Raw genomic sequence first — 26,525 nt, 5'->3', positions numbered from 1 at the left:
AAACCATTTGGCTGCAGCCATCATCGTGTTTCGTAAGGTGCCGATGAAGGTCAACATAATTTACGGATAGGTTCTAAGTGCGTCACCTGACGGTGTCGGGCAGTGAGCGCCGAGCGAGGAGTGCCGGGCCAACCCGGCCTGGCGGGACAGACGATCGAGGTGATGCTTGGAGCGTCGCCCGAATTCGTTTCATACTCGACGAGGCTGCTCTTAATGCCGTAAGTCGCCACCCTACTTGTCCATACGGCTTGGTCAATACGCTCCTCGGTTGTACTTGCGGCAGCAAGTTGGATCTGCGTCCGTCTTGTCTCATGCACGTATCTGGCGTTCATCCATGCTTGCACGACTTTCCGGGCCCACGGTATCGACGCATGGTTGGAAGTCAAAAACGAGCAAGACGATCATCAGCAGCGCGCACAAAGATAAAAATCGAGAGATCAGTCCGAGCAATGCGTCACCGGTCTATTCCGTAAAGACAATCGTAAGCTTAGTAATTGTGATCCTTCGTAAGGCTGGCCGAAGTGCGCGCTCCGAACCAGCGCAGCCCATTTAGCAGGGGTTTTGAAGCATCTGCCACACGGTTGATGCTTTGCTCGCGCAGCGCCGGAAAATCGATCACCACGGTGTCTGTGAGACCTGCCCAGCCCAACAGAGCCGATAGCGCCTGAGGCGTGTCGAACAGCCCGTGTAGATAGGTGCCGAGGACCTGTCCGTCGGTAGAACGAGCGCCTTCTGGCCGCCCGCCGATCAAGAAGGCAGGTGTGGTCGTGTCCTTTCCATGCGAGCGGCCCATGTGAATTTCGTAACCGGTGACGGCCGCATCCTCGGCAAACGCGCAGCACCCCCTGACTTGTGCCAGACGCTTTTCGTAGCTGAGCTCGGTATCGATATCAAGCAATCCGAGTGCGGCCGAAACGCCTGGCTTTCCCTCTACCCCATACGGATCTGCAACCGTCTTTCCCAGCATTTGGTAACCGCCGCAAATGCCGATCACTTTCCCCCCATAACGCAGATGCTTGCGGATGGCATCCGGCCATTCTTGCGCCATTAGCCAGGCGAGATCACCTCTGGTGTTCTTGCTGCCCGGCAGGATGATCAGGTCGGCTGGCGGAATCGCTTGTCCTGGACCGACGAAGCGCATATCGACAGCAGGATGAGCACGTAGCGCATCAAAGTCGGTATGGTTGCTGATGCGTGGCAGCGCTGGTACAACTATCTTGAAGTGGCCTTGCGTATTCTGTGCCGATTGGATGGCATCCTCGGCGTCAAGGAAGAGTCCGTGCAGATAAGGTAATACAGCTAACACCGGTTTGCTGGTCTGTTGTTCCAGCCAGTCGATCCCGGGCTTCAGCAGACTGATATCACCGCGAAAGCGGTTAATGACAAAACCGACGATACGATTACGTTCGCTTTCCGACAGGCAGGCCAGTGTGCCGACAAAATGGGCGAACACCCCACCGCGATCAATGTCGGCGACGAGTACCACCGGACAATCAACCGCTTCGGCAAAGCCCATGTTGGCGATATCGCGATCACGCAGATTAATCTCTGCGGGACTGCCAGCGCCTTCGACAATTACGCATTCATATCCTTGCTGTAGACGGTGGTAAGACGTCAGCACGGCGTCCATCGCGACGGTCTTGTACTGATGATAGTCACGTGCGTCCATGTTGGCGCGTACCTTGCCGTGGACGATCACCTGTGCGCCAGTGTCGCTAGACGGCTTTAGCAAGACCGGATTCATGTCAGTGTGCGGAGCGACCCCCGCTGCTTGTGCCTGCAAGGCCTGAGCACGGCCAATCTCGCCGCCATCCAGGGTGACCGCGCTATTAAGTGCCATGTTCTGCGGCTTGAAAGGTGCGACGCGAACACCTTCCCGCGCAAGCAGGCGGCACAACGCGGCGACCACCGTGCTCTTGCCGGCATCCGAGGTCGTGCCTTGCACCATCAATGTCTGGAACGGGAAATTCATGCGTGTTGCTCCTGCCAGCGGCGAACCATCGCTGCGATCTGGACCAGCCCTTCGTTAATCGCTGCCGGACCGGGTGAAAGGATGTCGGGCGACTTGATCTCAAACACCATCCCCGTCCTCACTGCAGGAATATTTCCCCAATCGGACCTGGATGCCAGGGAATCAGAACGGAATTTCTTGCCGCACCAGGAGGCGATAATGATGTCCGGCGCACGTCGAACCACTTCCGCAGCATCGGCGATGATGCGTTGCTTCGCCTTCGGGTATGCGGCTAATTCTTCGAATGCGTCGATTCCTCCGGCGATGTAGATCATTTCCGAAACCCAGCCGATGCCGCTCATGAGCGGATCGTTCCATTCCTCGAAATACACTTTCGGGCGGATCGTCCATTGCTCGCTCTGTTCGCGTACCGCATCTATTGTCTGCTGCAATTGACCGACGAGCTTTTCGCCTTCACGCTGCTTATCGACCAGAGCGGCGAGCACGCGCACCATATGCAGAATGCCTGCGACGCTGCGCTGGTTGAACAGATGCACTTCAACGCCAACGCCAGCCAGTTCGCGGCAAATGTCGGCCTGCATGTCGGAAAATCCAACGACGAGATCCGGATCGACGGCCAGAATGCGTTCGAGGCGCGATGAAGAAAAGCCGCTGATCTTGGGCTTTTCAGTGCGGGCACGGGAGGGCCGCGTAGTAAAACCGGAGACGCCGGCGACCAGGTCTTCCGCGCCGAGCGCATATAACGTCTCGACGGCTTCCGTACTTAGACAGGCAATGCGGCGATAACTCATAGATCATTTCCTCCTGCGTTTTCTTGCCTCTTCCAGGCGTTCGCACAACTCCGTTGCGCCTTCGATAATGCGTGGGCCAGATCGGTTCATCAAGTCGTCGCTGATCGCAAATAAATTGCCACGGCTCACCGCCAGTAAGCTCGGATAGCGTTTCCACATATCGACACCGCTAACAGCCTGGCCCTTACGATCTCCGCTGACTATCACCTCTGGGTTTTCCTGAAGAACGGCTTCCGGCGTGATACTTGGTGCGGTATTCGACAGGCGACCAAATACGTTTTCGCCACCACAAATACGGATGGCGTCACTGACAATGTGCTGCTCATTGAGGGTATACAGCGGCTTGTCCCACACTTGATAAAACACACGCACCGCCGGGCGATGGCGATAGCGTGCAACGAGACTGTCAATCTGCCGCCTGAGATCCGACGCGTTTTGCTTCGCCTGCAGCTCGGTGCCGAGCAACTGCCCCAAGCGAGAGACGGCTTCGGGAATGTCATCTAACGTGTGCGATTCGCTGTAATACAGCGGAATGCCGAGCTTTCGAAGCTGTTCCATTTGACGCTGGGAAGCGTTGTGCCGCCATACCACAAGCAGATCCGGCTTGAGCGCGAGCAGACGCTCGATATCTACGTTCCGGTTGTCCCCAACGCGAGGAATATTGCGTGCTGCTGGCGGGTAGTCGCTATAGTTCACCGTGCCGACAACGCGATCAGCGCCGCCTGCGGCAAACAGCAGTTCGGTGACATGCGGGGCAAGCGACACCACGCGTTGAGCTGGCTTGGCGAGAACAACGGTGTCGCCCGCATCGTCCTGAACCTTGATGGCAGCAATGGCATGCAACGAGATCAGGCACAGCGCAGCGATTAAATAGCGGAACATCACTTCGACCCTTTCTGCGAGGTCCAGGCTGCAAGCGCTTCCTGCAAGCGCTGCCAGTCCGTCTCATTACCCGGCAGCCCAAGACGAATGCCACGCGCCTTGTCTGGAAACAGCCGTACCCAGATGCCATTTCGGGCCATGTGTTCCTTGAACACTTCCGGTTGCGGTTCTGGCCACCACTGGAAAAGCGCCGTGCCGGAGGCATGAATGCCGTATGCCGCCAGGAGGTGGTGCAAGCGCTCACCGTCATGCACCAACTGCTTGCGGGTCGCCTGTTGCCATTGCGTATCGCGCAGCGCCGCATCACCGATATCCTGCGCCGGCCCGCACACGCTCCATGGTCCCAGGTATTCGGCGAGTTCCAATAGCAGTCGCTCATGTGCCGCCACAAAGCCAAGGCGCAATCCTGCCAGCCCGAAAAACTTGCCGACTGAACGAAATACGATCAAGCCTGGCCTGTCAGTCCAGCGGACCACACTGATTTCCGGCGTGGTATCGGCAAACGCTTCATCGACGATCAGCCAACCGCCACGTGCGGCAAGCGATTCCGCCCAACCAAGCAATACCTGCGGTGCGATTCTTTCGCCGGTAGGATTGTTGGGATTGCATACCACCACCACATCAGCCTCTTCGATGTTGCGTGCTAGCCTGTCGTACGGAATTTCTCGCACGGCGTGACCGGCTTGCGTCCAGCAGTACGCGTGCTCCGCATACGACGGCGCGGCGACGATTACCTGCGCGCGCGGCCGCAGTCGCGGCAATGCCTGAATGACAGCCTGCGTGCCCGCTACCGGCAACATGCGTGGCGCGTCATAGCAGGCCTGAGCCGCTTCGACCAGTTCCGCGCTCGCTTCGGGCAGGCGGTGCCAAGCGTTTGGCGCCAGAGGCGGGACCGGATAGTGCCGGGGATTGATCCCGGTCGACAGATCGAGCCACTGCGCCAGAGGCCGGTTGAAGCCTGCGGCTGCATCGCGCAGGTTGCCACCGTGCTCAAGCATGCGTGATCCTTTCAATAACAAATGCAGTGACGGCAAGCAGGACGATCCATAGCACCGCCGTTTTCGCCACCAGATGCCATGCGTGGCGAATGTCGTCGGCCGCCGCCGTGCGCCCCATGCCGAGCGGCGGTCGGGCTTCCATCACGCCGTCGTATTGCGCCTCGCCGCCGAGCACCAGACCGAGCGCACCGGCGCCTGCGGACATCACGGGGCCGGCATTGGGACTCGGCCACGCCGGTGCCTGTGTTCTCCAGCAATGCCATGCGCTGCGTCCATCGCCAAGCAACGTGTAGGACAGCGCGGTGAGCCTTGCCGGAATCCAGTTCAGGACATCGTCGATGCGCGCCGCCGCCCAGCCAAATGCGAGGAAGCGCTCGGAGCGGTAGCCCCACATCGCATCAAGCGTGTTGGCAAGGCGAAACAGCAATGCACCTGGCCCGCCGGCCACGACGAACCAGAACAGCGCGCCGAATACCGCATCGTTGCCGTTTTCAAGCGTGGATTCGACCGCTGCTTTCGCCAGGTCCGGTTCCGCAGCACGCTCGGTATCGCGGCTGACAATGCGGGCAGTGAGCGAACGTGCAAGCGGCAGGTCGCAGTTCAACAGCGCCTGCCCGATCGGCAGCATGTGGTCACGCAGGCTGCGCAACCCGATGCAGAAATACAGCAGCACCGCATGCATGACCATGCCGAGGTGTCCGCTGACATCGATCAACCACCAGGCAAGCGCAACCAGCGGCAATACAACGACAGACCATGCGAACACGCCGCGCGCATAACGCAGCGAGCCGCGATTGAGTCGTCGCTCCACCGTCTTTGCAACATTGCCGAAGCCGACCAGAGGATGCCAGCGCATCGGCTCGCCCAGCAGCCTGTCCAGTGCAACGCCAGCTGCCATCAGCAGCGCCAGCATGGAAAGACTAAGACTGCTCAGCACAACGCCCCCTTCAGCACAAGCGGCAAGCCGGCCGCGACAAATACCGCGTGCTCGCAACGCGCCGCCACTGCCTGATTCAAACGCCCCGCCTCGTCGACAAACCAGCGTGAAATCGCGCCTTGCGGCACGATGCCCAGTCCGACTTCGTTCGACACCAGGATGACGTCACCCGCTGCCTGTTCAAGCGCATCGAGAAAATGGGCGCGCTGTTCGGTGAATGCGACCGGAGGCACGATCTCGCCAACTTCCGGGTAATCCATGCGTTCGGAAAACAGAAGATTGGAAAGCCAGACGGTCAGGCAATCCACGAGGACAAGCGAGTCGGACGTGCTGGCGCGTGCGATCGCGTCACCCAGTGCCAGCTGTTCCTCGATCGTCGCCCAAGCAGTATCGCGCCGCGAGCGATGCACGGCAATGCGCTTCTCCATTTCACTGTCTCGTGCCGCCGCGGTGGCAATATAGACCACGCTCTTACCGGATTGCGTCGCAAGCTGCTCCGCATAAGCACTTTTGCCCGAGCGGGCACCGCCGACGATCAAGGTGCGCGTCATTGGCCACCTCCGGTCCGGAACAACTTCGCTACTGCTTGAGGGCAGGATGGGAAGTAGGCATGAAAGTACGATGCGGTCAGCGAACCGGTCCGGTAGATCGGTTCACCTACCTCACCCGTCGGATATTTCGTGGTGTGCGCGGCGGGCACCGCATCCGATTCCAGGCGCGAATAATGGAAGGCATGCCCGCGCAACTCCCCCGCCGAGGTCTGCCATGCGTGCGGACCGAGCGCGGCAAGGCGCGTCTGCATGATCACCTGCCCCGGTAGCAATCCGGCCATCGGCCAGCTTGTTCCCTGTGTGTCGGTGATGCTTTCGGCCAGCGCCATCATTCCTCCGCACTCGGCGAGAATGGGGATGTGCTCGCTATGCACTTGATGCATCGATTGCTGCCAGCGTACTGCGCTCGCCAAAGCCTCTGCGTGCAATTCCGGATAACCGCCCGGCAGGTATACCGCGTCCGCCTCGATTGGCACGGCTTCATCTGCAAGTGGAGAAAAGAAGACCGTTCGGGCACCAAGCGCATGGAGGCAATCGAGATTGGCGGGATACAGGAACGCAAATGCGGCATCGCGAGCAATTGCGATGGTCTTGCCTTTTAATTCATCGGCATTATTCTGGTCGGCTCGAATCGGATCGAAGCCGTTTGGCTGCATGCGCTCCCATGCGCCTGCATCGAGGTCGAGTTGTTCTGCCAGTTGATCAAGCACGCTATCGATGGTATCGACCTCATCCGGCAGCACCAGGCCCAGGTGCCGCTCCGGCAGCGACTGTTGCTGGCGCGGCAAAGTGCCAAACAGCGGTATGCCGCGCATCGACTCCGCAATCATTTGCGCGTGGCGAGCGCTGCCGACACGGTTGGCGATGACACCGGCAAGATCCACCGGCCCGTAATCGCGCAAACCGAGTACGACCGCCCCGGCTGTTTGCGCCATTGCGCTCGCATCGATCACCGCCAGCAGCGGCACGCCGAACTGTCTGGCCAGGTCCGCAGAAGACGGCGTGCCGTCGTACAAGCCCATCACGCCCTCAATCAGGATGACATCGGCTTCTGTTGCCGCCTCGGCAAGCAGTTGACGGCAATGGTCGAGGCCGACCATCCATAAATCCAGCGTCTGCACTGGCGAGCCACATACCCGCTGCAACACCATCGGATCAAGAAAATCAGGACCGGTCTTGAATACGCGAACACGCTGCCCCTGCCGGCACAGCTTGCGCGCGAGGGCGGCCGTTACGGTCGTCTTACCCTGTCCAGAAGCAATCGCGGATATCAACACAACTTGTGCGCTTGCCATGATTACCACTCGACACCGGGTTGGGCGGCAATCCCGGCAGCAAACGCATGCTTGACCGGTTGCATCTCCGTTACGGTGTCGGCAATCGCGATCAATTCGGGTGGCGCCGCACGCCCGGTGACGACGACATGCTGCATGGGCGGACGCGCCTTCAGGTCGGCAATGACTTGTTCAATATCCAGATAGCGATACTTCAGCGCGATGTTCAATTCGTCCAAAACGACGAAGCCGATCGCCGGATCGGACAAAAAGACTTTGGCGCGTTCCCATGCGCGCTCCGCCGCTGCAATATCCCGCTCGCGGCTCTGCGTTTCCCATGTGAAGCCTTCTCCCATCGCATGGAAGCTGACTTCATCGGGAAAGCGCTGCAGGAACATTTCCTCGCCCGTCGATTGTGCGCCCTTGATGAATTGCACAACACCGACTTTCATGCCGTGGCCAAGAGCACGGATTGCCATGCCAAAGGCACTTGAGCTTTTTCCTTTGCCGTTGCCCGTATTAATCAGCAGCACGCCCGCATCGGTTTTGGCGGACGCGATTTTTTGATCGATGAGTTCCTTCTTTCGCTGCATGCGGACGCGATGCCGTTCATTGAAGTCGTTTTCAGACATAATTGTGTTCTTCCGCGGGGATAAATAGCACACGCTTGCCGTGCTGTAGGGTTTCGATCGGATAACCGAGGCAGCGGCTCAGCAGCGATGCGTTCATTACCTCGGCAACCGGCCCGGCCTGCCATTGCCCGTCGCCCATGAGCAACAAGGCATGGGTAGCGACACTATGTGCAAGATTGAGGTCGTGGCCGACCATCACCACGGCCTTGTTCCGGGTGCGGCACAAGCGTGCCAGCAGCTCCATCACGCTCACCTGATGGGCAAGGTCGAGCGCGCCGGCCGGTTCGTCCAACAGCAGCAAAGAAGAGTCCTGCGCCAATATCGCGGCGATCGCGACACGCTGGCGTTCGCCGCCGGACAACGTACGCACATCGCGCTCGGCAAGATGAGCCACATCAAGCTGGCGCAGCGCCGCCATTGCAATCTGATAATCCGCGTCGACGTCCCAGTAGCTATTGTCCTGATAGGGATGGCGGGCCGCGAGCACCGTCTCGATCGCGCGATAGCCGAAGGCATCGTTGCGTCCCTGCTGCAAATAGGCGCGCTCGCGCGCCAGTGCAGCTAGCGGCCACTCCGTCAAGGCCCGTCCACTCACGCAGACTCCGCCACCATCAGCCTTCCGCATGCTGGCGAGTGTGCGCAGCAACGTACTTTTTCCAGCACCATTGCGCCCAATGACGCACCAGAACTCACCCGGTTCGATGTTCCAGTTCAATCTATTGATCAATTGCCGGGTGCCGATTCGCAAGGACAGGTCGCGCGTCTGCATCTTCTCACTTCCTGTGAATATGATGTAGCTGAAACAAGAACGCTGGCACACCGATCAGTGCAGTAATCACACCCACTGGCAACTGCTGTGGCGCCAGGATGGTTCGTGCCAAGGTGTCTGCGAAGACGAGAAAAGCGCCACCAACCAAGGTCGCTGCGGGTAGCAAAAGCCGGTGATCCGGACCCCACGCGAAACGGCAGGCATGCGGCACAATCAAACCGACGAAGCCAATGCTGCCGGCAGTGCTGACGGCACTTGCAGTTAGTAACGCGGAACAAAGAAACAGCCCTTGCCGCAATCGACCAACACTGATGCCTAACGTTGCGGCCGCCTCCGCGTGCATAGCCATCACATTGACGGCTCGTGCGACACTAACTGAAAAACTGAGCGCAGCGAGCAGAATTATCCACGGTAGCCAGCGCACTTGTGTGGCTGACAGATCACCGATCAGCCAGAACACCATTCCGCGCAGGCGATTGTCCGGCGCAATCGACAACATCAACGTGACGAGTGCGCCGCAGCCAGAGGCGACGATCACGCCGGTCAGCAATAGCATCGGCGCACCACCGTCGGACTTCCCACTTCCGTGCAGGTCACGATACGCCAACAACAGCAAGAGAGAAGCAACGGCAATGGCACCACCAAACGCCGCAATATCAATCAGCCATGCCGCAGTGAAAAGCAGCATGGCTGACAGAGCACCGACGGCGGCTCCGCCCGACACGCCGAGCACGTAAGGGTCGGCCAGAGGATTGCGCAGCAACGCCTGCATCATTACACCAGCCAGCGCAAGGGTTGCTCCAGTGACGAATGCCGACAGCGCACGCCCGAGCCGCAATTGCAACAGGGTTGCCGCCAAGGACGTCGGCTCGCCGCGCGCGATCTCCCCCAATGCCGCAAGCAGTTCGGATGTTGACAACCCCACCGAGCCGACACGGCAGGCAAAAAGGACGGTCGCGCATGACAGGATCGCCAGTACCGACAGGACGGTGGCGGCGCGGCGGCTCTCATGAAACGATGGCACTGCAATGACTCGAGTATGCACGTCTGGGCTCCTGCTTCTTACTTCATGGCGTAGCGCACGCCGACGAATAAATTCGACTCGGCGGTGTTGTAGTACCTGACCTGCTCATACTTTTTATCAAGGACATTGTTCCAGCGGCCAAACAAGGTCCAGTTCTCCGCAAAGTCATAATTGGCGTAGAGATTGACGATGCCGTAGCCACCAAGAATGACTCGATTGTTTGCATCATCGAAGCGCCTGCCGGAAAAAACGACTTCTCCGCCGCTACTGAGCGCACCTGCCGAATAGTCGACACCGAGCGTGCCGTGCGTCTTTGCGCGCCGCACAAGCTGACGCCCTGTGGTTTCATCCTTCGGATCCTGCAAATCGAGCGATCCGCGGATCGTGAACTTATCTAGCACCGTACTTGCACCAAGTGACAACCCTGACAGCAGCGCCTTGTTCACGTTATACGCACAACCAAAGGGATGACTCGCTTGTTCGATTGGACAGGTCGGCGTATTGATGATGAGATCGGCTAGACGATTGCGGTAATAAACTGCGCTGTATTGCACCTTGCCGTCTTCGTAATACAAGCCGATTTCCGCGCTCCTGCCCTTCTCAGGCTTGTTCGACGAAATGCCGTAACCCGGGAAATACAACTCGTTAAAGTTAGGTGCACGGAAGCTGGTTCCAATACCAATGTTGGCCCGCCACGCGTTAGTCAATCGATACCCATACGATGCATTCCCAGTCCTATGGCTACCGAATTGCGAATTGTCGTCGTTACGAATACTGACAGCGGCAAGATGCCGTCCGCGCCGCAGTTGATACGCCGCCGCCACCGAATCTGTGGTGCGAGTGCCGTTCAATGCGGCATTGGAAGATTCCACGTCTTCCTTGCGCTGTTCGGCCATTACTTGGAGCAGGTCCCTGTCTATGCTAATGTTATTCAGCCAGCTGATATGCTTTTGCGTTGTATTGAAGTGGCTCAGTCCGGTTGCGCTGGACGCGCTTGGCGCGGTAGTAAATGCGCCCTCGTCCTGCGATTGTGCAACCTGCAGATGACTGTTCCAGCGCGATGAGATCTGGTTCTTCAGGTAGACACCGTAAGTAGCCAGCTTCTGCCGCGTACGATCATCAAAGCGGGCGCTCTGGTCATATTGCGACTCGAGTTTGTTATGCAAGAAGTTCACGCCAACTTCATGCCCCTTGGCTAGCCGTAGTCCGAATTGGCCGCTCGCGCTGGTACTGTCATGGCCGTCCTTGTCAGGGTTGAATCCGGACGCCCCCTTTTTGGTCGCGGAAAAATCGTCCGAGCGCTCATGGGCCGCGCGAATTGCATAACGAAAACCTCCGCTCTCGCCAGATACGCCGGCGTCCAGACTGCGCGCGCCAAAACTGCCTGCGCCTGCAGAAGCGGAAAGTGCCGTGGGACCGTCCCCCTGCTTGGTAAAAATCTGTACGACGCCGCCGACGGCGTCTGCACCATACATGGTACTAAGCGGCCCATACACGATTTCGACACGCTCGATCTGCGATAGTGGAATCGCATTCCAGCTTGCACCGCCGCTGGTCGAGGAACCAACGCGCACGCCATCCACGAGCACAATGTTCTGGCGGGAGTCAGTGCCGCGCATGAATACCGCGGATTGAGTTCCTGGTCCGCCATTGCGCGTAATTTCAATGCCGCGCTGACGCTGCAGCAGATCGACAAGCGACGTGTGACCGGATTTCACGATCTCTTCACTGGTAATGGTGATGTGATCCGCAAGAACCTCTTTCGCAATTTGCTGGGTGCGCGACGCCGTAACGACAACGGGTTCAAGCGTTTTTTCCTGAGCGAATGCGGAAACGACGAATACTGTGGGAGCGACGACGGCTATCGCAAGCGGTTGGCCGACCGCCTGAACACGCCGGAAAATGGGTGATGCCATTAAGAAGAATATCCAATGAATTTACAACCGGCCTGCTTCCCCGCAGGCTGGATGAAACAAAAGCGTTCAGACTGGATATAACAATCGAAAAATGGGATATGCCATCATCCCACTCGCGCTGCGAAGATCCCCGTTCGTACACTTCCACCTGTTCTGGCCGGTATCCGGGCTAACAAGGCTAAGCGGTCGACCTTCCCATGCGAATCGCACAGTGGCTGAGACAGACCGTCTGTCATCGAGAATCGTTACAACAGATTCTCGATGACGCTTGTTTACCGTTGCGGGGGCAGCACACGTTAGCGTGATGAAACGCGTCGTGTTTCCCGTTTAACTGCACGCATGGACATGCGCGCGGGCACCAAAACTTGATAAAGTATAAGGCTTGAAGTAAAAGGCGACAACACTAAATGCGAATTTTTTCGCTCATATTAAGTGTTTCACTGCTCAACAATCGAGTGCGATCAATTCGCCATACCCGATCGAATGCGGGACTTGCGCTGCCGCTCTCGCGACATCCATCAGTGTCGAATGAGACAGGCAAGCCAACAATACGCGAATGGTCCCGGCATGGCAGACAACGATCACACTATCAGGCTGCTGCGCTTGCAGTTCATTCAGTAACTGTCGTACACGGTATGCCACGCCCAACACAGATTCTCCGCCACCTGGCCGATACGAATGCAAACCGGCGGCCCATGCATCGATTTCCGCACGTGGAATGTCAGTCCACGCGCGCATTTCCCATGCGCCGAAATCCATTTCAGCAAGGCGGGTATCATGAATAACAGCCTTCGATCCAAGCGGTTCGACCAACAGTGCTGCCAATTCACTGCAACGCTTTAATGGACTGGAAAAAATCGGCACACGCCTTGGTAATGCCTGCATCAATTGCGTCAATACTGTCCTGTGCTCCTCCGGACGCACCGGCAGGTCGGTTCTGCCGTAGCAGATTCCATCCGTGACGTCCGGCCGTGCATGCCGAATTAGAAAAAGTCGCATGACCTAATGTGCCACAGCAAGAACCGCAACATAAAACGTGACCTCGGCCATCTGCTGCACTGCGCCGAGACAATCACCGGTATATCCTCCAATACGCTGCACAATCTTCCGAGCCATCCACATCGCAGTGATTGTCGACGCCATAGCACCTGCAACAATTGCTCGCCAGCTTATCGCCTCGGCAAACAGCAACGCCGCAAGTAGCAGCACAACAGCCGCTACAGCAATAACGAGTTCTGCCGTCGAAATTTCCTGTGCAAGCGGCTTTGCCTTTCCCTCCACCTTCACATACTCGAGTCGCCAGATCAAAGCCACCGATGCCAACCGTGAAAGCGGATGCGCAGCCAGCAGCACTGCCGCCACCGCATGCGATGGCAGGCTGGCAAGCGCTGCGACCTTTAGCGCTAGCAACAGGCCGATTCCGATGGCGCCGTAAGCGCCGATACGTGAATCGACCATAATTTCCAGCACACGCGCCTTGTTCACACCACCACCCAGTCCATCGCAGGTATCGGCAAATCCGTCCTCGTGAAACGCACCGGTCAGATAGATGCCTGCGGCGGTCGACAAGAGTACGGCAACGACTTGCGGCAACATCCAACTCGCCACCGCATATACCGTTGCGACGATCGCCCCGACGATGATGCCAACGGCGGTGAAATAGCGACTCGCATGATGCAACCACTCCTGTTCAAAGCCTACCCAGCGCGGGACCGGCAATCGTGTAAAAAATTGCAGCGCAATGAAGAGCAGGCGAAGTTGGTGCAAACTGCGGGCAAGTAGGCATTGCATGTCTTAGTCCACCATTTCACTGACCTGCGCCGAGTCGAAAGTAGCCATGTCACAAAGAAAATTCGTTGCCGCATGAACTAGCGGCAAGGCCAGGGCACATCCGCTCCCCTCGCCTAGCCGCAAACCAAGATGCAGCAGCGGCTGCGCGTGAAAATGGTCCAGCATGCGCCGGTGCCCGCTCTCGTCAGAACAATGGGAAAACACGCAGTAGTCAAGAATGGCCGGCTGCAAGCGTGCAGCCACCAACAAGGCACTCGTCACGATAAAACCATCGATTAGCAATACCATGCGTCTCTCGGCTGCGGCGAACATAGCACCAGCCATCATCGCAATTTCAAACCCGCCAAAGGTCGCCAAGATGTCCAACGGGTCGTCCGCCCCATGACGTTGGACGGCTTGCTCAACAACATTACGCTTGCGCAATATGCCGTCGTCAGAGAGACCGGTTCCAGCACCAACGCAATTGATTACCGGCACACCAGTTAATTTATGCATAATGGCCGCAGCGGCCGTGGTATTGCCGATTCCCATTTCGCCGAACCCCAGCACGTTGCCTTCCAGCGTGTCAACCAGAGCCATGCCATGCTCAATCGCCCGCTTGCATTCGTCCCGGCTCATGGCGGGCTCGACTGCAAAATTGCGAGTACCATGGGCAACCTTCCGGTTAATTAGTCCGACACGATCACCAAAGTCATAATTAACACCCGCATCGACGACATGTAACGCACACTGACTGTGTCGTGAAAAAACGTTGATGGCTGCACCCTTGGCCAGAAAGTTTTCAACCATCTGCCAAGTGACGCTTTGCGGAAAAACCGATATGTTTTCGGCGACGACACCATGGTCGCCAGCAAATACAAAAATTGCCGGCCGATCAAGCCTTGGTCGGGTTGTTTTCTGAATCAAGCCGATTTGTTTAGCGAGTATCTCCAACATGCCCAAACTACCAATCGGTTTGGTTTTGCTGTTGATAGCTGTGTCAAGAAGCGCCGAAAGCGCTGAATTCATTGTTGTTTCAATATGAGGTATATGCATTTATCGTATCCATGCCGTAATGGCTATGCCCTTTTTATGTCAGTAATCGTGATGGGTGTTTTTTCTACTATGCTGGTTGCATCGATGCCGGCGTACGGCACTCCTGCGCGGCAACCTGGTCTCGGCGTAGGTGGTCAATCAGCGGGTGCGTGTTGTCACTGTTGCCCCATTGATCGAAATATACGAGATCTTCGATTGGTAGTCGCGGCAACCAACCGCCCGTTTCCAATTCCGGCCTGGAATAGAAATGACTCACATAACCGACACATAGATAGGCGATGGGGACAATCCGCTCGGGAATACCTAAAGCTTGCTGCAACTCAGATTGGTTGAAGATGCTCACCCAGCCAACCCCTACTCCCTCGGTGCGAGCGGCCAACCATAGGTTCTGTACGGCACAGACACTACTGTACAGATCCATGGTCTTCATGTGCGTGCGGCCGACCACCACTGGCCCGGTACGCTCTCGGTCACAAGTGATGCAAATTCCTATCGGTGCTTCCAAAATGCCTTCCAGCTTTAACGTCCTGTAGACGTTGCGTTTGTCTCCGTCAAACATGTCGGCTGCTTCGGCATGTGCCACCGCAAACGCGTCATGGACCTGGCGCTTGACCGCATCGGACTGCACGAGGAGAAAATTCCAAGGCTGCATAAAGCCAACTGACGGCGCGAAGTGCGCGGCAGTTAATATCCGGCTAAGCACCTCATCAGAAACGCGGTCCGGCAGAAATTGGCCGCGCACGTCGCGCCGCGAAAAGATCGCTGTATAAATTGCTTCACGCGCTTCCGCAGTGAACGCGTGCACATCCTGAATTGCAGGCATTGATGCTGTCTTCATGGCACTCCTATAATTTTTTAATACGTCATTAGCAACCGACACTCGCGCCGCGCTACGGCAAGATCGCATCGAATGTGGTTTCGGTTCCCTGGCTTTACCCATCTCATAGAAAGTTGTTTGCGTCGCTATCCGCAACCGATCGCAATCCATCACGCACCTGATTCTCGTAAGGGCTGCAAATGGCGCTGACTCTAGTCATGCCGCTATTCGGCCCGTGCGCTTCAGCCGGTAAAGATGAACAGCAGAAGTGGTGAATTGCACAATTGGGAAAAGCCGCAAACCGGTGGGATTAGCACGCAGGTTCTTAGGCAGCCTGGATTTGGCTTTTGTTTAGCCGGAAGGGTTTGATTGTCATGAGAATGTTCCTTTCAAGTCCGAAAAAGAAAAAGGGTCTCACCGCGACGCGACCATGCGTAGCGGTGAAACCCTTGCCATTGGCTTCATTACTTGTGTTCGATTTCAGCAGGTCTTCTGGCTCTCGGATCAACCGGATTTGCCGCGCCTTCCCGTCGAGTTAAATCTCGACAGTGGCTGATCATAAAAATTATGGTCTTGCGGCATCCGTCCCCGATTACAGCGGCGGGCCCGCCACGGAATTTCACCGTGTTCCTGGATGCTGACATCTCGTGGAATCATAGTTTGCAGATATAACAGCGTCAAGCTTTACACGCCTACAACTTGAATTAATTTAGATCGCGAGAAGATCTCCACCAGCTTAGTTGAACATTGGCCCTCAACGCTCCGCTCATGGCGAGCTGAAGAAGAAGGCCCAAGGAAACGCTAGCGATGCAATCAGATCTACGCAGTCGGTTCGATAGCTCTGGCTGGCATGCCGATCGCCGAATACCGTGGCGGCCGATATCTGCATCGATGCGGTCAACGAAGCGGTCGTCAAATATGGCGCGCCCGATATCTTCAATACCGGTCAAGGAAGCCAGTTCACCAGCATCACCTGCACTGGACTGCTGCAGGAAAATAGTATTCGGTTCAGCATGGATGGCAAGGGCTGCTGGCGCAACAATGTGTTCGTTGAGCAGCTATGGAAATCGGTGAAATTCAAAAATATCTATTTGCGCGCCTATGACACCGGCACCCAGGCCACCAGTCACTGGCTAGGAACTTCGACTTTTATAATGAGAGCATCTGCATTTCAGTCTTGACGCCAAGACGCCGGATGATGTCTACTTCCATTCGCTGCCACTTCTATGCGTGCAGACTAATCCGCAAAAGATTCCACTTATCTCTCGCCGGAAACTGTCTTAACGAACGGCGCCACTTCTGATCATCGTGCGATGCACCGCATTTTCCTTCCTACCAAACATATCAATACTTACAGGTAATCGATGCAAATAGTCTGCCTTGATCTCGAAGGCGTACTCGTGCCAGAAATCTGGATCGAGTTCTCCCAACGAACACAGATTCCCGAACTGTCGAAAACGACAAGAGATGAACCGAATTATGACAAGCTGATGCGCGAACGCACGGAGATCCTAAATCGGCACCGACTTGGGCTCTCCGATATTCAAAACGTTATAGGCGGTATGTGTCCAATCCCTGGCGCCAGAGAATTCTTGAATGAGTTAAGAAAACGAATGCAAGTAGTCATCCTATCTGATACGTTTTATGAGTTTGCCTCGCCTTTAATGGCTCAGCTCGATTGGCCGACACTTTTTTGCCATCACCTTGAGGTGAACGCAAGCGGGTATATAGCCGACTATCACTTACGCATACCGGATCATAAGCGCGCCTCAGTCGCGGCTTTTAATACACTCAACTTCAACACTATTGCGGTCGGCGACTCCTATAACGACATTAGCATGCTAAGCGAAGCGCATACCGGCATCTTTTTTTGTCCGCCAGCTAATGTAATTGCAGACTTTCCTCAGTTCCGCGTAAAGCGTAGCTACAATCAACTGCTTAATGCGATTGATGAAGCGTCCGCGAAAAACTGATTTCAGCGGACGACGATCGAGCTTGGCACGTGCGTTTGTCTTGTCTGCCTGCTTTTCCGGCGGAGGGTCAAACGTGTGCGATATGACCTAAAAAGTGGCTTTCAACAGTTGACGGATAATCGCAACTGCTACACGGCTAGAAAAATCATCGCCTTTGATCACTCTCTCGGATTTGCGCCGGTGCACAGTACGGAATCGGATGGAATTGCGAAGTTGTTCGAGACGACGTTTACACGCGATTACGTGTACGTTCAGGACCGCGCGGAACCGCTACTGCGCTGACGCAATTGGACCGCTGGTTCGACGATGAAATACGTCGCCCAAGCGCAAGCGCATGAATATGGAATCCCGATGGGCGTTCACCAGTGTCCAAGTAGTGGCAAAGTGTACGATTTAATAGTGTTATTCCAGATGATTACGGATACCGGCAGCATCTTGAATAAGTCGAATAATCCGGCACGATTTTAGGTGTACCGTTAAGACAATCTATTAACATCGACGTCACACTATCAGCGTATCTCTCGGCGAGGGTGCGATCGTGCACGTTTGATTGACACGCCCACAACCTTGGCCTCAGATATGACAGCGGGTTTAACGATATCAACCTGGACCCATTTAGCATCAAAATTGGCGAGAACTGCAGACGCGATTCGTTGCGCCAAGGCTTCCAGCAACTGCGTTCTGCTCTCGCCCGCTATGCTATGGACCATTTCTGCCACCTTGTCGTAATCTACTGCATCCGCAAGATCGTCACTAAAGCAGCTTCGAAAGTTAGCCAGTCCGATTTCGAGATCTACTACGAGTGGCTGAGGTGCTTGGCGCTCATGAGCGTAGACTCCGATAAGCGCCTCAGTCCTTAACCCCCTTAGAAACACGCGATCTTCATTTATTGGAATGAGCGCCATCCTTGGAAGAGCCATTTGTAACGGAGCAGAAGGTATTAGCTCACTAGGAGCCACCCCAGTTTCAACCTGCAACAGTGAGGACACGATGATTCAACCCGGAATAAATGATATGCACTGTGCCTGGTGATATGCGTTTTTTGATTAGCATGCGTCTTTTGATTAGCCGCTCAAAAGCATCGCACTTACCTGGCATGCATGAAAGTTAAAGATGCTCGCGCGCTTTATTGAACGGATGATCAGGATGGTTGCCGTACACCGAGCGATACGTATCCTGCCGGTATCCCAACCCCTCGAGAACGACCGCAACCACCAGCAGTGCACCCAATATTGCGACGATGAAAAATGCAACTGCATCTATCCACAGCTGCTGTAAGCCTGTTGTTGCCGTTGCGATCGCCATGGCCAAGGTAAAATAACCGCCAGTTTTGTGATAGGCCTCGAACCACCGCCTCCTCGGCGTCATATCGTAGTGATCGCCATGCCATGTGGACTGATCCGACGGATCGGAATGAGCACCGTGCTTGCCGCCATGCGTACCTCGAAGCCAAGCGGACACAATCTGTATGCAGCCAAAAATAACAGTAGCAACCCCGAATACCGCATGCAGCGAGCCACTGAAGCCCTTGCTAACAACGAGTGCCACCGTCATACCTGCAAGTGACAGCGCGATCGCCGTATAGAGAAACGTCCAATGAATCGTCCACCAAAGCAGATTGCGATCGAAGCGTCCAGTTCCTCTTGCAATTCCATAGGGCGCTGGCAACGGCTTGAAGAATCGAATGGCAATTACGCCAGCAGGCACCAGTACGAACCAGGCTGTTAGCATCAGGATAGCGTGCCTATCCCAGTGAATATCAATGGTTCTTCCGAGGAAGGCTAAGTAAACTTCAGTAGGTATCTGGGTTTTCATCTTGACGACTCTTCGTTCTTCATCAGCGGCTCCGTGCGGTATAGGCGCGCCTATATTGACTACATCTTGAGTGCGTGGCGATTGAATATCAGATCGGGATTGAGACGGTTCTCCAGTCCTGCAACCACGTTTTGAGCCGCAACCATTCCCATTCTCTTGGCCGCCTCTTCGGTGAGCGCGGCACTATGCGGGCTGAGAATTACATTCGGCAAAGCCATAAATGGGTGATCCAGCGTCGGCGGCTCTTTTTCGAATGTATCGATACCTGCGCCCCCAAACGCCATACGTCCTGTCAGCGCCCGGTGCAACGCGTGCTCGTCAATCAAACCTCCGCGTGCGGTATTCAAGATAATCGCAGTTGCCCTCATTGCGCCGAGAACCTCGTCGTTGACAATACCGCGGGTTTCCTTCGTCAGCGGCAAATGCAGACTCAGAACATCGACTCGCCCGAGTTCGCCACGCCAGTCCTCGACCTTAACGACGCCTTCTGCCGCAGCACGCTCGGCGGAAATCATGGGGTCAAAGACCAAGACGTTCATATCAAACGCGCGTGCACGTTTTGCCACCTCTCGCCCAATACGCCCAAAGCCAAGGAGCAACAGCGTCTTGCCAGAAAGCTCGGTAGCGGCCAGGCTGTCACGGATTCCCCATGCCCCCTTGCGCACGGACTGGTCGTATCCGACCAATTTCTTCGAAAGTGCCAACATCATGGCCATTGCCTGCTCGGCAACCGAAACGGCGTTGACTGGCCCAACGACGGTGACGGGAATGTTGCGCTCAGAGAGTGCGTCCACGGGCAGATTGTCACAGCCTACGCCATGGCGTGAAACAACTCGGAGCTTGGTGGCGTTAGCGATATGCGCCTCCGTCATGACACCATAACGGATCAGCACCGCGTCCGCCGCCTCGACACTACTTACCGGGATGGCGGCGCCGGGATCCGAGATCACCTCAATCTTCAAGCTTGCATTTGCTTGGAGTACCTCCATGCCCGCAGGATGGATCTGCCCAACTACGAGCACTGTCTTTATCTGTGTATTCATGCAATACCTTGTACGGGATGACGCACTGGCGCTGCAGGCTAGCGCGCCGTCAAAAAAACCATCGACTTATTACAACTTGTCCATCTCAAGGATGTAGAGCCCTGCATTGGAGTCTGTGCAATAGATCAGTCCTTTTTCGTCAACAAATACATCGGTGGTATCGATAACTTTGGGCCGGTTTGGACGATAGTCCATCATTTTGGTTGGCGCTGGCGGCACAAGCGCGGCAATCTCTTGCGGCCGGAACGGATCGCGAATGTCATAGACACGCAAGCCCGCGTTCTGATAGGTGACAAAAAGTATCTCGGAACTTTGGAAACTCTCTGCCCGGTTCTCGTGTATGTTGTGCGGCCCAAATTGGCCGCCCTTCGTCGCATAGTCAATCTCGCCAGGAATCGGCAGGGTCGAAATACTGATAGGATTGGCTGGGTTTCGGATATCAAAAACCCAGTTGCGCTTAATGCCATCCTCGCAGTTATCGAACACGGCCTCTTCGACAACGACAAGAAGACCTCTGTCGATTAACGGTAGCGTGTTGTGCGTCCCGCCGGCGAAAGGCGGCGCGAAGTTTCGGTGCGCAAGCAGCTTCGGGTTATACCGGTCGCTGATATCGATGGTCGTCATACCACCGTCACGCCATGCCCCGCATGCGAGGTCTCCTTTGATAATGGCGTGATGCAGCGCGTAGCGATACTTGGGATCCCAGCTCGGTGTCTCGCCAGCGGCAGTATTCATGCCCGGCAACCATAGACGACTTACCGGAACGGGATTCGTCGGATCTGCCATGTCGACGACAATAAAAATATCGTCTGTAAATCCCGGAGGCAACGCCGACACGTAGGCCCATCTTCCACCCTCGTACCAGATGCGATGCACACCTAGACCATCTAACGGCATGAAACCGATTTCACGCGGGTTTGCGCGGTCCTTAATGTCGAAAACTCGCATACCAGCTGAGTAACCGCGATTGGAAGCGGAGACATCTACCTTGCCCGCTATGGAGCCGGAATAATACTGGCCAGCGTTAACGTTTTCATCACGCAGCATGTCTTTCATGTTGACCACAAGAAGCAGGTCGCCATTCGTCTGCAAATGCTGGCTCCACGTCCCGGCCGGCTGGGGAACATGCTGTACGAACTTTGGGTTTGCCGGATCACGCACGTCCACCACGGAGAAGCCACCGGAGAAGACGTGACCGATATACGCATAACCGCCGCTCACCATCACCTGCACACCATCGCTGCGCCCCCCTTGGTCGGAGTGTCCAACGATTCGCATGTTACGTGCATAGTCTGGCTTCAGACGCTCAAGCATTGACATAAAAGCCCCCTTCAAAATTGCATTTGGTAGTTTTTTCTGGTGCGGCAGTACAATTAAGCCGACGAGGCAGTAAGTATGCGCACCGCTGATTAATTACTTGAATCGCGCAAAATACGAATTGTTCTTGGCAATTTCGGCGTCTAGATTGAGTGGATATTGACCGAACTCCTTGACCAGGTCGAACAGCGCAACCACGTTTTCCGGCGGCGTGTCATGGCTAATGTTGTGGCAAGGCGCGATGATGTAGCCGCCATTACGCCCGAGGTCATGAATTCGTTTTGCGACTTCCCAGCGAAGCTCGTCATAAGACGCATTCGGCAACAATTGCTGGACGTCGATTGCGCCGTGAAATGAAAGGCGATCACCAAAACGCTCTTTCAAATTTGCGGTATCTTCCATACCTTTTGTCGACGTTTGCACCGGGTTAAGGATATCCACGTTCATCTCGATGATGTCCTCAATGACAGGCAAGACTGCGCCATCTGTGTGCATCATTAGCTTGACGTCAGCAAGGCTTTTGATGTGGTTATGCAGCTGTGTCATCCATGGCTTGATTCGCTCACGGAACAACTGGGGCGACATGAGCATTGACGTTTGCGTGCCCAGGTCATCGGTCACATAGGCAATCTGCACGTATGGGCCGACGTCTCGCATATATCTGGTCCACATTTCCTTCAAGGTCCAGGTAATCCGCTCGAGCAACGCATCAGCAAAGTCAGTATCAATTACGAGATCCATGAAAAACTGCTCGTAACCACGCATTTGCAGCGCTGTCATTAACGGACCAGCCTTGATCGCATCAGCACCAATCACATAGCCGGTGTTTTCGAACAAATGCTTTGCTCGCACGCCAAGCCCTTCAAATTGCTTAGGGTCATCGACCTGCGGCCACTGGAATTTGTCGATATCCTTAAGGGTGGCCTTCTTCAACGGCGCGCCGTCAACCGCGAAGTGGTCCTTGTCGGCGGTTGCACGATAGGGGACGCCCCACATGTCAATGTAACCGTCGACATCCTCACGCTCTTTTACTTGAACGTAGTGTGGAACGACCCAGCGGAAGTCAACGCCGAAGCGCTGCAATAACTCCTCATCCGGCACCACTGTTTGTGCCATGCGATCGAGAATCAAACGTTCGTTTTTCATCGGAACATTTCCGAGGTACTCGCGGATCCCGGGGTATGCCCTTTTATGGATTGAGCCGATATGCTTGCCCATATCAACAAGCATACGTTCCGGCTGCTGGTGATTCATTGCCGTTTTGAATATTTCTCGTGGTGTCATTCTTTACTCACTTGGTGCGGTAATCAGGATTAAACGGTTATTACGGGCCCGGCGCTCATTCTTCGCTCATCAGAATCATGGCTATGGCCTCGCAGTATCAGTGCTGTTGACGGCAGGCCACGTTAGGCGGCGATGCCAATACAATCTTTCACGGCGCGTACGGCGTCGGTGGCGTCCCGCCCGAATCCCGCCGCACCAATCTCATCGGCATAGTCCTGCGTGATCACCGCCCCGCCCACCACAACCTTCACGTCTTCACGGGCGCGGAAATGTTCGATCACCGTGCGCATTTCGTCTTTGGTCGTCGTCAGCAATGCACTCAGGCATACCACTCGTGCGCCGCGCTGTACCGCGTCATCGAACTGCTCCACTTCGACGTCAACACCCAGGTCCTCGACTTCGAAACCAGCCCCTTTAAGCATCATCACCACCAGGTTCTTCCCGATATCATGCAGGTCGCCCTTGACTGACCCGATGCACACTTTGGCGATCGGTTCGTAGCCCGCATTCGCAAGGATCGGCTCAATGATGTCGATTCCACCCTGCATGGCGCGCGCTGCCACCAGCATCTCCGGCACGAAAATGTCATTGCGCGAAAAGCGCTCGCCTACTTCGCGCATGGCCGGAATCATCACTTCGTTCAGAAGCGAGACCACGTCCCCGTCCGCGTCAACCGCACCCTGGACAATCGCAATCACCGTCTTGCGATCACCCTTACAGATCGCGTTGAACAGCGCATCTCTATCAATCACGTCCTCTTCCTTTCGCAGATATTCAGCTTGCCAGTTAGCACAGGGCTGGCATCAGTACCATCACTTGTGCGGACTGCAAGGCAGTAAAACTATAGAGCTCTGACAGCTTGGTTCACATTAGATAAAGGCTTGCTTTACCGCAGTGGTTTGACGGCCGCACCCAGAGTCATGCGAAGAGGCCGTCTCGATTGCATGCGTATGCATTGTGTCTCGATTGAAATCCTGTGTCAACCGGTTTTTGGCAATTTTTCTCGGTTTTTTCTCCTGCATTTTCCTATTTATTGGAACGGATAAAATAAATTGTGTTTATTGCATACGCATGCCACTGGCATGCTTTTTCCCGATCTGTTATATTTCTATGGGTTCGCAGATATCCTACATAGCCAATCAATTGGCGTGCCTGATGGGTCGATTACTGCGGCACTAGGGAAGCCTCCATGAGGGCTTAATTCACAGAGTTCACTCTAATTGGAAGGTGGCGCGACCTGGCCTATCGCGGTATATCGACGCGTTAGCTAGACATGCTGGTACGTGCAATAGACGAGCTCACTGCTTCATGCATTCCACGCATATCAGGTACACTGCTCTCTTGCTGGCGAGTGAAAAAACGACCACTCCTCGATAAAAAGTCATCGCACAAGAGCTCTCGACGCTCAGCACACAACAAGGCCATTAGAACACTCCAATGAACCAACAAATTTTTGCCGACTTGCTGAATAGCGCGCATGCGGCTTCCGAAGTTGTTGTCGCTCACTTCCATCAAGTCGAGGACGGTAGGGGTTTGGTTGTGCTTCAATCCGGTAGCGCTGGTGTAAGGATTGCCAGTTGTGTCGAGGAAGCTCACGCTTAATGGACAAGAGATGAAGACACCTGTAACTTCCTTTGATGTGGCCCGCCTTGCGGACGTCTCGCAATCAGCTGTCAGTCGCACATTTACACCGGGCGCCAGCGTGTCGAAAGCAACGCGGGAAAAAGTCCTTGAGGCGGCCCGCAAACTTGGCTATCGCCCGAATGCCCATGCGCGCAGTCTCATCACTGGTCGTTCGAACATAATTGGACTGGTCCTCTCGGACCTTGACAATCTGTTTTACCCGCTTGCGCTGGAGAGACTGGCTAAATGCCTGCAAGCCGACGGCTTCCACGTGCTGCTGTTCATTACTGAAAACAACAATTCGGACAGCCTTATTGGCGAACTATTGCAATATAACGTCGACGGTATCGTGCTGGCGTCGACGACGTTATCATCGGGTTTGGCACAGCATTGCGCTGACGCCAACATCCCGGTAGTCCTGTTTAATCGCGTGATGTCGAAAGACGACACCGGCGCAGTAAGCTCGGTCCGGTCCGACAATATTAGCGGTGGCCAAGAAGTGGCCCGTTTCATGGCTGCTGCAGGCAATCGCCGCATTGCCTACATTACCGGTTACGAAGAGTCTTCGACCAGTATGGAACGTGAACGCGGATTCCGCGAGGGACTCGCCGAGCATGGAATGCGTGTCTATGCTCGCGCCATTGGGAACTATGATTTCGAGACCGCTCGCCAGGCGACTCGGGAACTGTTCAGTTCTTCAGACGATCGTCCGGATGCAGTTTTTGTCGCAAGCGATCATATGGCGTTCGCGGTAATGGACACACTACGTCACGAACTTAAGTTACGTGTTCCGGAGGATGTCTCCGTCGTCGGATTTGATAATGTACCCCAGGCAAGCTGGCAATCCTATCTTTTGACAACAGTCGAACAGCCGTTAAATCTGATGATCGAAGCTACTATTAAATTAGTGCACCGCTCGCTGGCTGATGAAGATACCGGTCCGCGGAGTGAAACTATTGTCTTGCCCGTGCGCCTGGTGGTTCGCGAATCGGCAAGGAAGCCACCCGAATAAGTCGCGCGTGGCTGTGTTGTACCTCGCTTCAATGTACCAAAGAGCGTCCTGGCTGCGCGCCGCGCTCGGCAACGCTGCCAAGTCGTTCAAGAACCTATCTGCTAACACCAATCTGACATCGCGCAGCTTCGAGCGTATTTTGTAGCAGGCATGCGATAGTCATGGGCCCGACGCCGCCGGGCACCGGGGTAATTGCTCCAGCAATTTCCTGCGTTTCCAGTAAATTGACATCGCCTACAAGGCGCGTACTACCATTGGGTGCGGTCACACGATTGATACCCACATCGATTACCGTCGCGCCTGGCTTAATCCAATCGCCCCGTACAAATTCAGGTTGGCCAACCGCAGCGACGAGAATATCTGCACGACGACACTCACTTGCAACATCCCGGGTGCGCGAATGAACGACGGTCACGGTGCAATGCTCGGCTAGCAGTAGCGCTGCCATCGGCTTTCCGACGATGTTGGACCGTCCGATAATCACCGCATGTTTTCCCGACAAGTCCCCGAGATGATTCTTCAGAAGCATCAAACAACCCTTGGGGGTGCAGGGAATGAGTGATTGCAGACCGGCGTTGAGTCGTCCGACGTTAGTGACATGGAATCCATCCACGTCCTTCGCCGGATCGATCGAATCAATCACCAACGCGCTGTCAAGATGACGTGGCAGTGGCAATTGCACGAGTATTCCGTGAACCTCCGGATTGGCATTGAGCTGGCCAATCAGCGCAAGCAAGTCATTCTGCGAGGTGTCGGAAGGGAGGCGATACTCAAATGAGCGCATTCCAATCGCTTCCGTTTGTCGCGCTTTATTTCGTACGTAGACCTGGCTTGCTGGATCATCGCCGACAAGCACCACTGCCAGTCCAGGAACTAACCCATGTGCTTCGCGGACTGACGTGACCTCCTCGGCCATCTCTCGGGTCAAGTTTTCGGCAAACGCCTTACCGTCGATGATAAATGCTCTACTCATATTCAGTATCTTCTCCGTGCCAATTGTTTTGTCCACCGGTTCAAATCAATCCGTGTTGCTTTGGGTGGGCGCGTCCATCGTGCGTTTACGCCGCGA

Annotated in this window: 24 protein-coding genes and 2 riboswitches; of the genes, 3 read left to right on the top strand and 21 right to left on the bottom strand. The window is 55.5% G+C overall.

Annotated features, from left to right (window positions below):
- Positions 1–487: 487 nt before the first annotated feature.
- From E6W33_RS19215 to bluB, 15 genes are all read right to left on the bottom strand, one after another.
- The gene (locus E6W33_RS19215; protein WP_136418927.1) at positions 488–1,972 is read right to left on the bottom strand and encodes a cobyric acid synthase; all 1,485 of its coding nucleotides are present in this window, start codon (positions 1,970–1,972) and stop codon (positions 488–490) included.
- Complete coding sequence (locus E6W33_RS19210; protein ID WP_136418926.1) at positions 1,969–2,763, bottom strand: ABC transporter substrate-binding protein; 795 nt, start codon at positions 2,761–2,763, stop codon at positions 1,969–1,971. Before E6W33_RS19210 ends, E6W33_RS19215 begins: the two co-directional genes overlap by 4 nt.
- Before the next feature lie 3 nt (positions 2,764–2,766).
- A complete protein-coding gene (locus E6W33_RS19205; RefSeq protein WP_136418925.1) occupies positions 2,767–3,645 on the bottom strand; it encodes a cobalamin-binding protein in 879 nt (292 codons plus the stop codon).
- Positions 3,645–4,643, bottom strand: a complete 999-nt coding sequence (gene cobD / locus E6W33_RS19200) for a threonine-phosphate decarboxylase CobD (protein WP_136418924.1) — start codon at positions 4,641–4,643, stop codon at positions 3,645–3,647. Before cobD ends, E6W33_RS19205 begins: the two co-directional genes overlap by 1 nt.
- Entirely contained in the window at positions 4,636–5,580 is a 945-nt protein-coding gene (gene cbiB, locus E6W33_RS19195; RefSeq protein ID WP_136418923.1) for an adenosylcobinamide-phosphate synthase CbiB, read from the bottom strand. Before cbiB ends, cobD begins: the two co-directional genes overlap by 8 nt.
- Complete coding sequence (gene cobU / locus E6W33_RS19190) at positions 5,574–6,131, bottom strand: bifunctional adenosylcobinamide kinase/adenosylcobinamide-phosphate guanylyltransferase (protein WP_136418922.1); 558 nt, start codon at positions 6,129–6,131, stop codon at positions 5,574–5,576. The genes cbiB and cobU overlap by 7 nt, the downstream gene beginning before the upstream one ends.
- A complete protein-coding gene (locus E6W33_RS19185) occupies positions 6,128–7,426 on the bottom strand; it encodes a cobyrinate a,c-diamide synthase (protein WP_136418921.1) in 1,299 nt (432 codons plus the stop codon). Before E6W33_RS19185 ends, cobU begins: the two co-directional genes overlap by 4 nt.
- Before the next feature lie 2 nt (positions 7,427–7,428).
- On the bottom strand, positions 7,429–8,037 hold the full coding sequence (gene cobO / locus E6W33_RS19180) for a cob(I)yrinic acid a,c-diamide adenosyltransferase (RefSeq protein ID WP_136418920.1): 609 nt from the start codon (positions 8,035–8,037) through the stop codon (positions 7,429–7,431).
- Positions 8,030–8,806 (bottom strand): ABC transporter ATP-binding protein, encoded by a 777-nt coding sequence (locus tag E6W33_RS19175; RefSeq protein ID WP_136418919.1) that lies wholly within the window; start codon positions 8,804–8,806, stop codon positions 8,030–8,032. The genes cobO and E6W33_RS19175 overlap by 8 nt, the downstream gene beginning before the upstream one ends.
- Before the next feature lie 4 nt (positions 8,807–8,810).
- The gene (locus E6W33_RS19170; RefSeq protein WP_211097385.1) at positions 8,811–9,830 is read right to left on the bottom strand and encodes an iron ABC transporter permease; all 1,020 of its coding nucleotides are present in this window, start codon (positions 9,828–9,830) and stop codon (positions 8,811–8,813) included.
- Positions 9,831–9,868: 38 nt separating this feature from the next.
- Entirely contained in the window at positions 9,869–11,746 is a 1,878-nt protein-coding gene (locus E6W33_RS19165; protein WP_136418918.1) for a TonB-dependent receptor, read from the bottom strand.
- 137 nt (positions 11,747–11,883) lie between these two features.
- Positions 11,884–12,124: riboswitch (cobalamin riboswitch) on the bottom strand.
- A 66-nt stretch (positions 12,125–12,190) separates the two neighbouring features.
- Positions 12,191–12,745 (bottom strand): histidine phosphatase family protein, encoded by a 555-nt coding sequence (locus E6W33_RS19160; RefSeq protein WP_136418917.1) that lies wholly within the window; start codon positions 12,743–12,745, stop codon positions 12,191–12,193.
- A 3-nt stretch (positions 12,746–12,748) separates the two neighbouring features.
- The gene (locus E6W33_RS19155) at positions 12,749–13,537 is read right to left on the bottom strand and encodes an adenosylcobinamide-GDP ribazoletransferase (RefSeq protein WP_136418916.1); all 789 of its coding nucleotides are present in this window, start codon (positions 13,535–13,537) and stop codon (positions 12,749–12,751) included.
- 3 nt (positions 13,538–13,540) lie between these two features.
- Positions 13,541–14,572, bottom strand: coding sequence for a nicotinate-nucleotide--dimethylbenzimidazole phosphoribosyltransferase (cobT, locus tag E6W33_RS19150; protein ID WP_136418915.1), 1,032 nt, complete (start codon positions 14,570–14,572; stop codon positions 13,541–13,543).
- Between the two features lie 67 nt (positions 14,573–14,639).
- Positions 14,640–15,410, bottom strand: a complete 771-nt coding sequence (gene bluB / locus E6W33_RS19145) for a 5,6-dimethylbenzimidazole synthase (protein ID WP_136418914.1) — start codon at positions 15,408–15,410, stop codon at positions 14,640–14,642.
- A gap of 443 nt (positions 15,411–15,853) precedes the next feature.
- A riboswitch (cobalamin riboswitch) is annotated at positions 15,854–16,046 on the bottom strand.
- Positions 16,047–16,258: 212 nt separating this feature from the next.
- On the opposite strand from bluB, the gene E6W33_RS19140 reads away from it, so the two are divergent.
- Positions 16,259–16,570 carry a hypothetical protein gene (locus E6W33_RS19140; RefSeq protein ID WP_136418913.1) on the top strand — a complete coding sequence of 104 codons (312 nt, stop codon included), beginning with the start codon at positions 16,259–16,261 and terminating at the stop codon, positions 16,568–16,570.
- A 183-nt stretch (positions 16,571–16,753) separates the two neighbouring features.
- Positions 16,754–17,362: a bifunctional phosphoserine phosphatase/homoserine phosphotransferase ThrH gene (gene thrH / locus E6W33_RS19135; protein ID WP_136418912.1), complete on the top strand. Its 609-nt coding sequence runs from the start codon at positions 16,754–16,756 to the stop codon at positions 17,360–17,362.
- 1,107 nt (positions 17,363–18,469) lie between these two features.
- Here thrH and E6W33_RS19125 read toward each other — a convergent pair.
- The 5 genes from E6W33_RS19125 to E6W33_RS19105 all read right to left on the bottom strand — a co-directional run bounded on the left by E6W33_RS19125 (position 18,470) and on the right by E6W33_RS19105 (position 23,573).
- A complete protein-coding gene (locus E6W33_RS19125) occupies positions 18,470–19,177 on the bottom strand; it encodes a cytochrome b561 domain-containing protein (protein WP_136418911.1) in 708 nt (235 codons plus the stop codon).
- 59 nt (positions 19,178–19,236) lie between these two features.
- Complete coding sequence (locus E6W33_RS19120) at positions 19,237–20,220, bottom strand: hydroxyacid dehydrogenase (protein ID WP_136418910.1); 984 nt, start codon at positions 20,218–20,220, stop codon at positions 19,237–19,239.
- 69 nt (positions 20,221–20,289) lie between these two features.
- Positions 20,290–21,540, bottom strand: coding sequence for a hypothetical protein (locus E6W33_RS19115; RefSeq protein WP_247869699.1), 1,251 nt, complete (start codon positions 21,538–21,540; stop codon positions 20,290–20,292).
- 93 nt (positions 21,541–21,633) lie between these two features.
- Entirely contained in the window at positions 21,634–22,821 is a 1,188-nt protein-coding gene (locus E6W33_RS19110; protein WP_136418909.1) for a uroporphyrinogen decarboxylase family protein, read from the bottom strand.
- 122 nt (positions 22,822–22,943) lie between these two features.
- Positions 22,944–23,573: a cobalamin-dependent protein gene (locus E6W33_RS19105; RefSeq protein WP_136418908.1), complete on the bottom strand. Its 630-nt coding sequence runs from the start codon at positions 23,571–23,573 to the stop codon at positions 22,944–22,946.
- Positions 23,574–24,433: 860 nt separating this feature from the next.
- On the opposite strand from E6W33_RS19105, the gene E6W33_RS19100 reads away from it, so the two are divergent.
- Positions 24,434–25,456 carry a LacI family DNA-binding transcriptional regulator gene (locus E6W33_RS19100; protein WP_136418907.1) on the top strand — a complete coding sequence of 341 codons (1,023 nt, stop codon included), beginning with the start codon at positions 24,434–24,436 and terminating at the stop codon, positions 25,454–25,456.
- A 94-nt stretch (positions 25,457–25,550) separates the two neighbouring features.
- On the opposite strand, the gene folD is transcribed toward E6W33_RS19100, so the two are convergent.
- Positions 25,551–26,429 (bottom strand): bifunctional methylenetetrahydrofolate dehydrogenase/methenyltetrahydrofolate cyclohydrolase FolD, encoded by an 879-nt coding sequence (gene folD / locus E6W33_RS19095; protein WP_136418906.1) that lies wholly within the window; start codon positions 26,427–26,429, stop codon positions 25,551–25,553.
- Positions 26,430–26,525 lie beyond the last annotated feature (96 nt).

The sequence above is a fragment of the Herbaspirillum sp. ST 5-3 genome, from assembly GCF_004804275.1.
GTDB lineage: Bacteria > Pseudomonadota > Gammaproteobacteria > Burkholderiales > Burkholderiaceae_D > Noviherbaspirillum.
The sequence above is the reverse complement of the archived record's forward strand: the minus strand, read 5'-3'. Positions and strand labels throughout refer to the sequence as shown.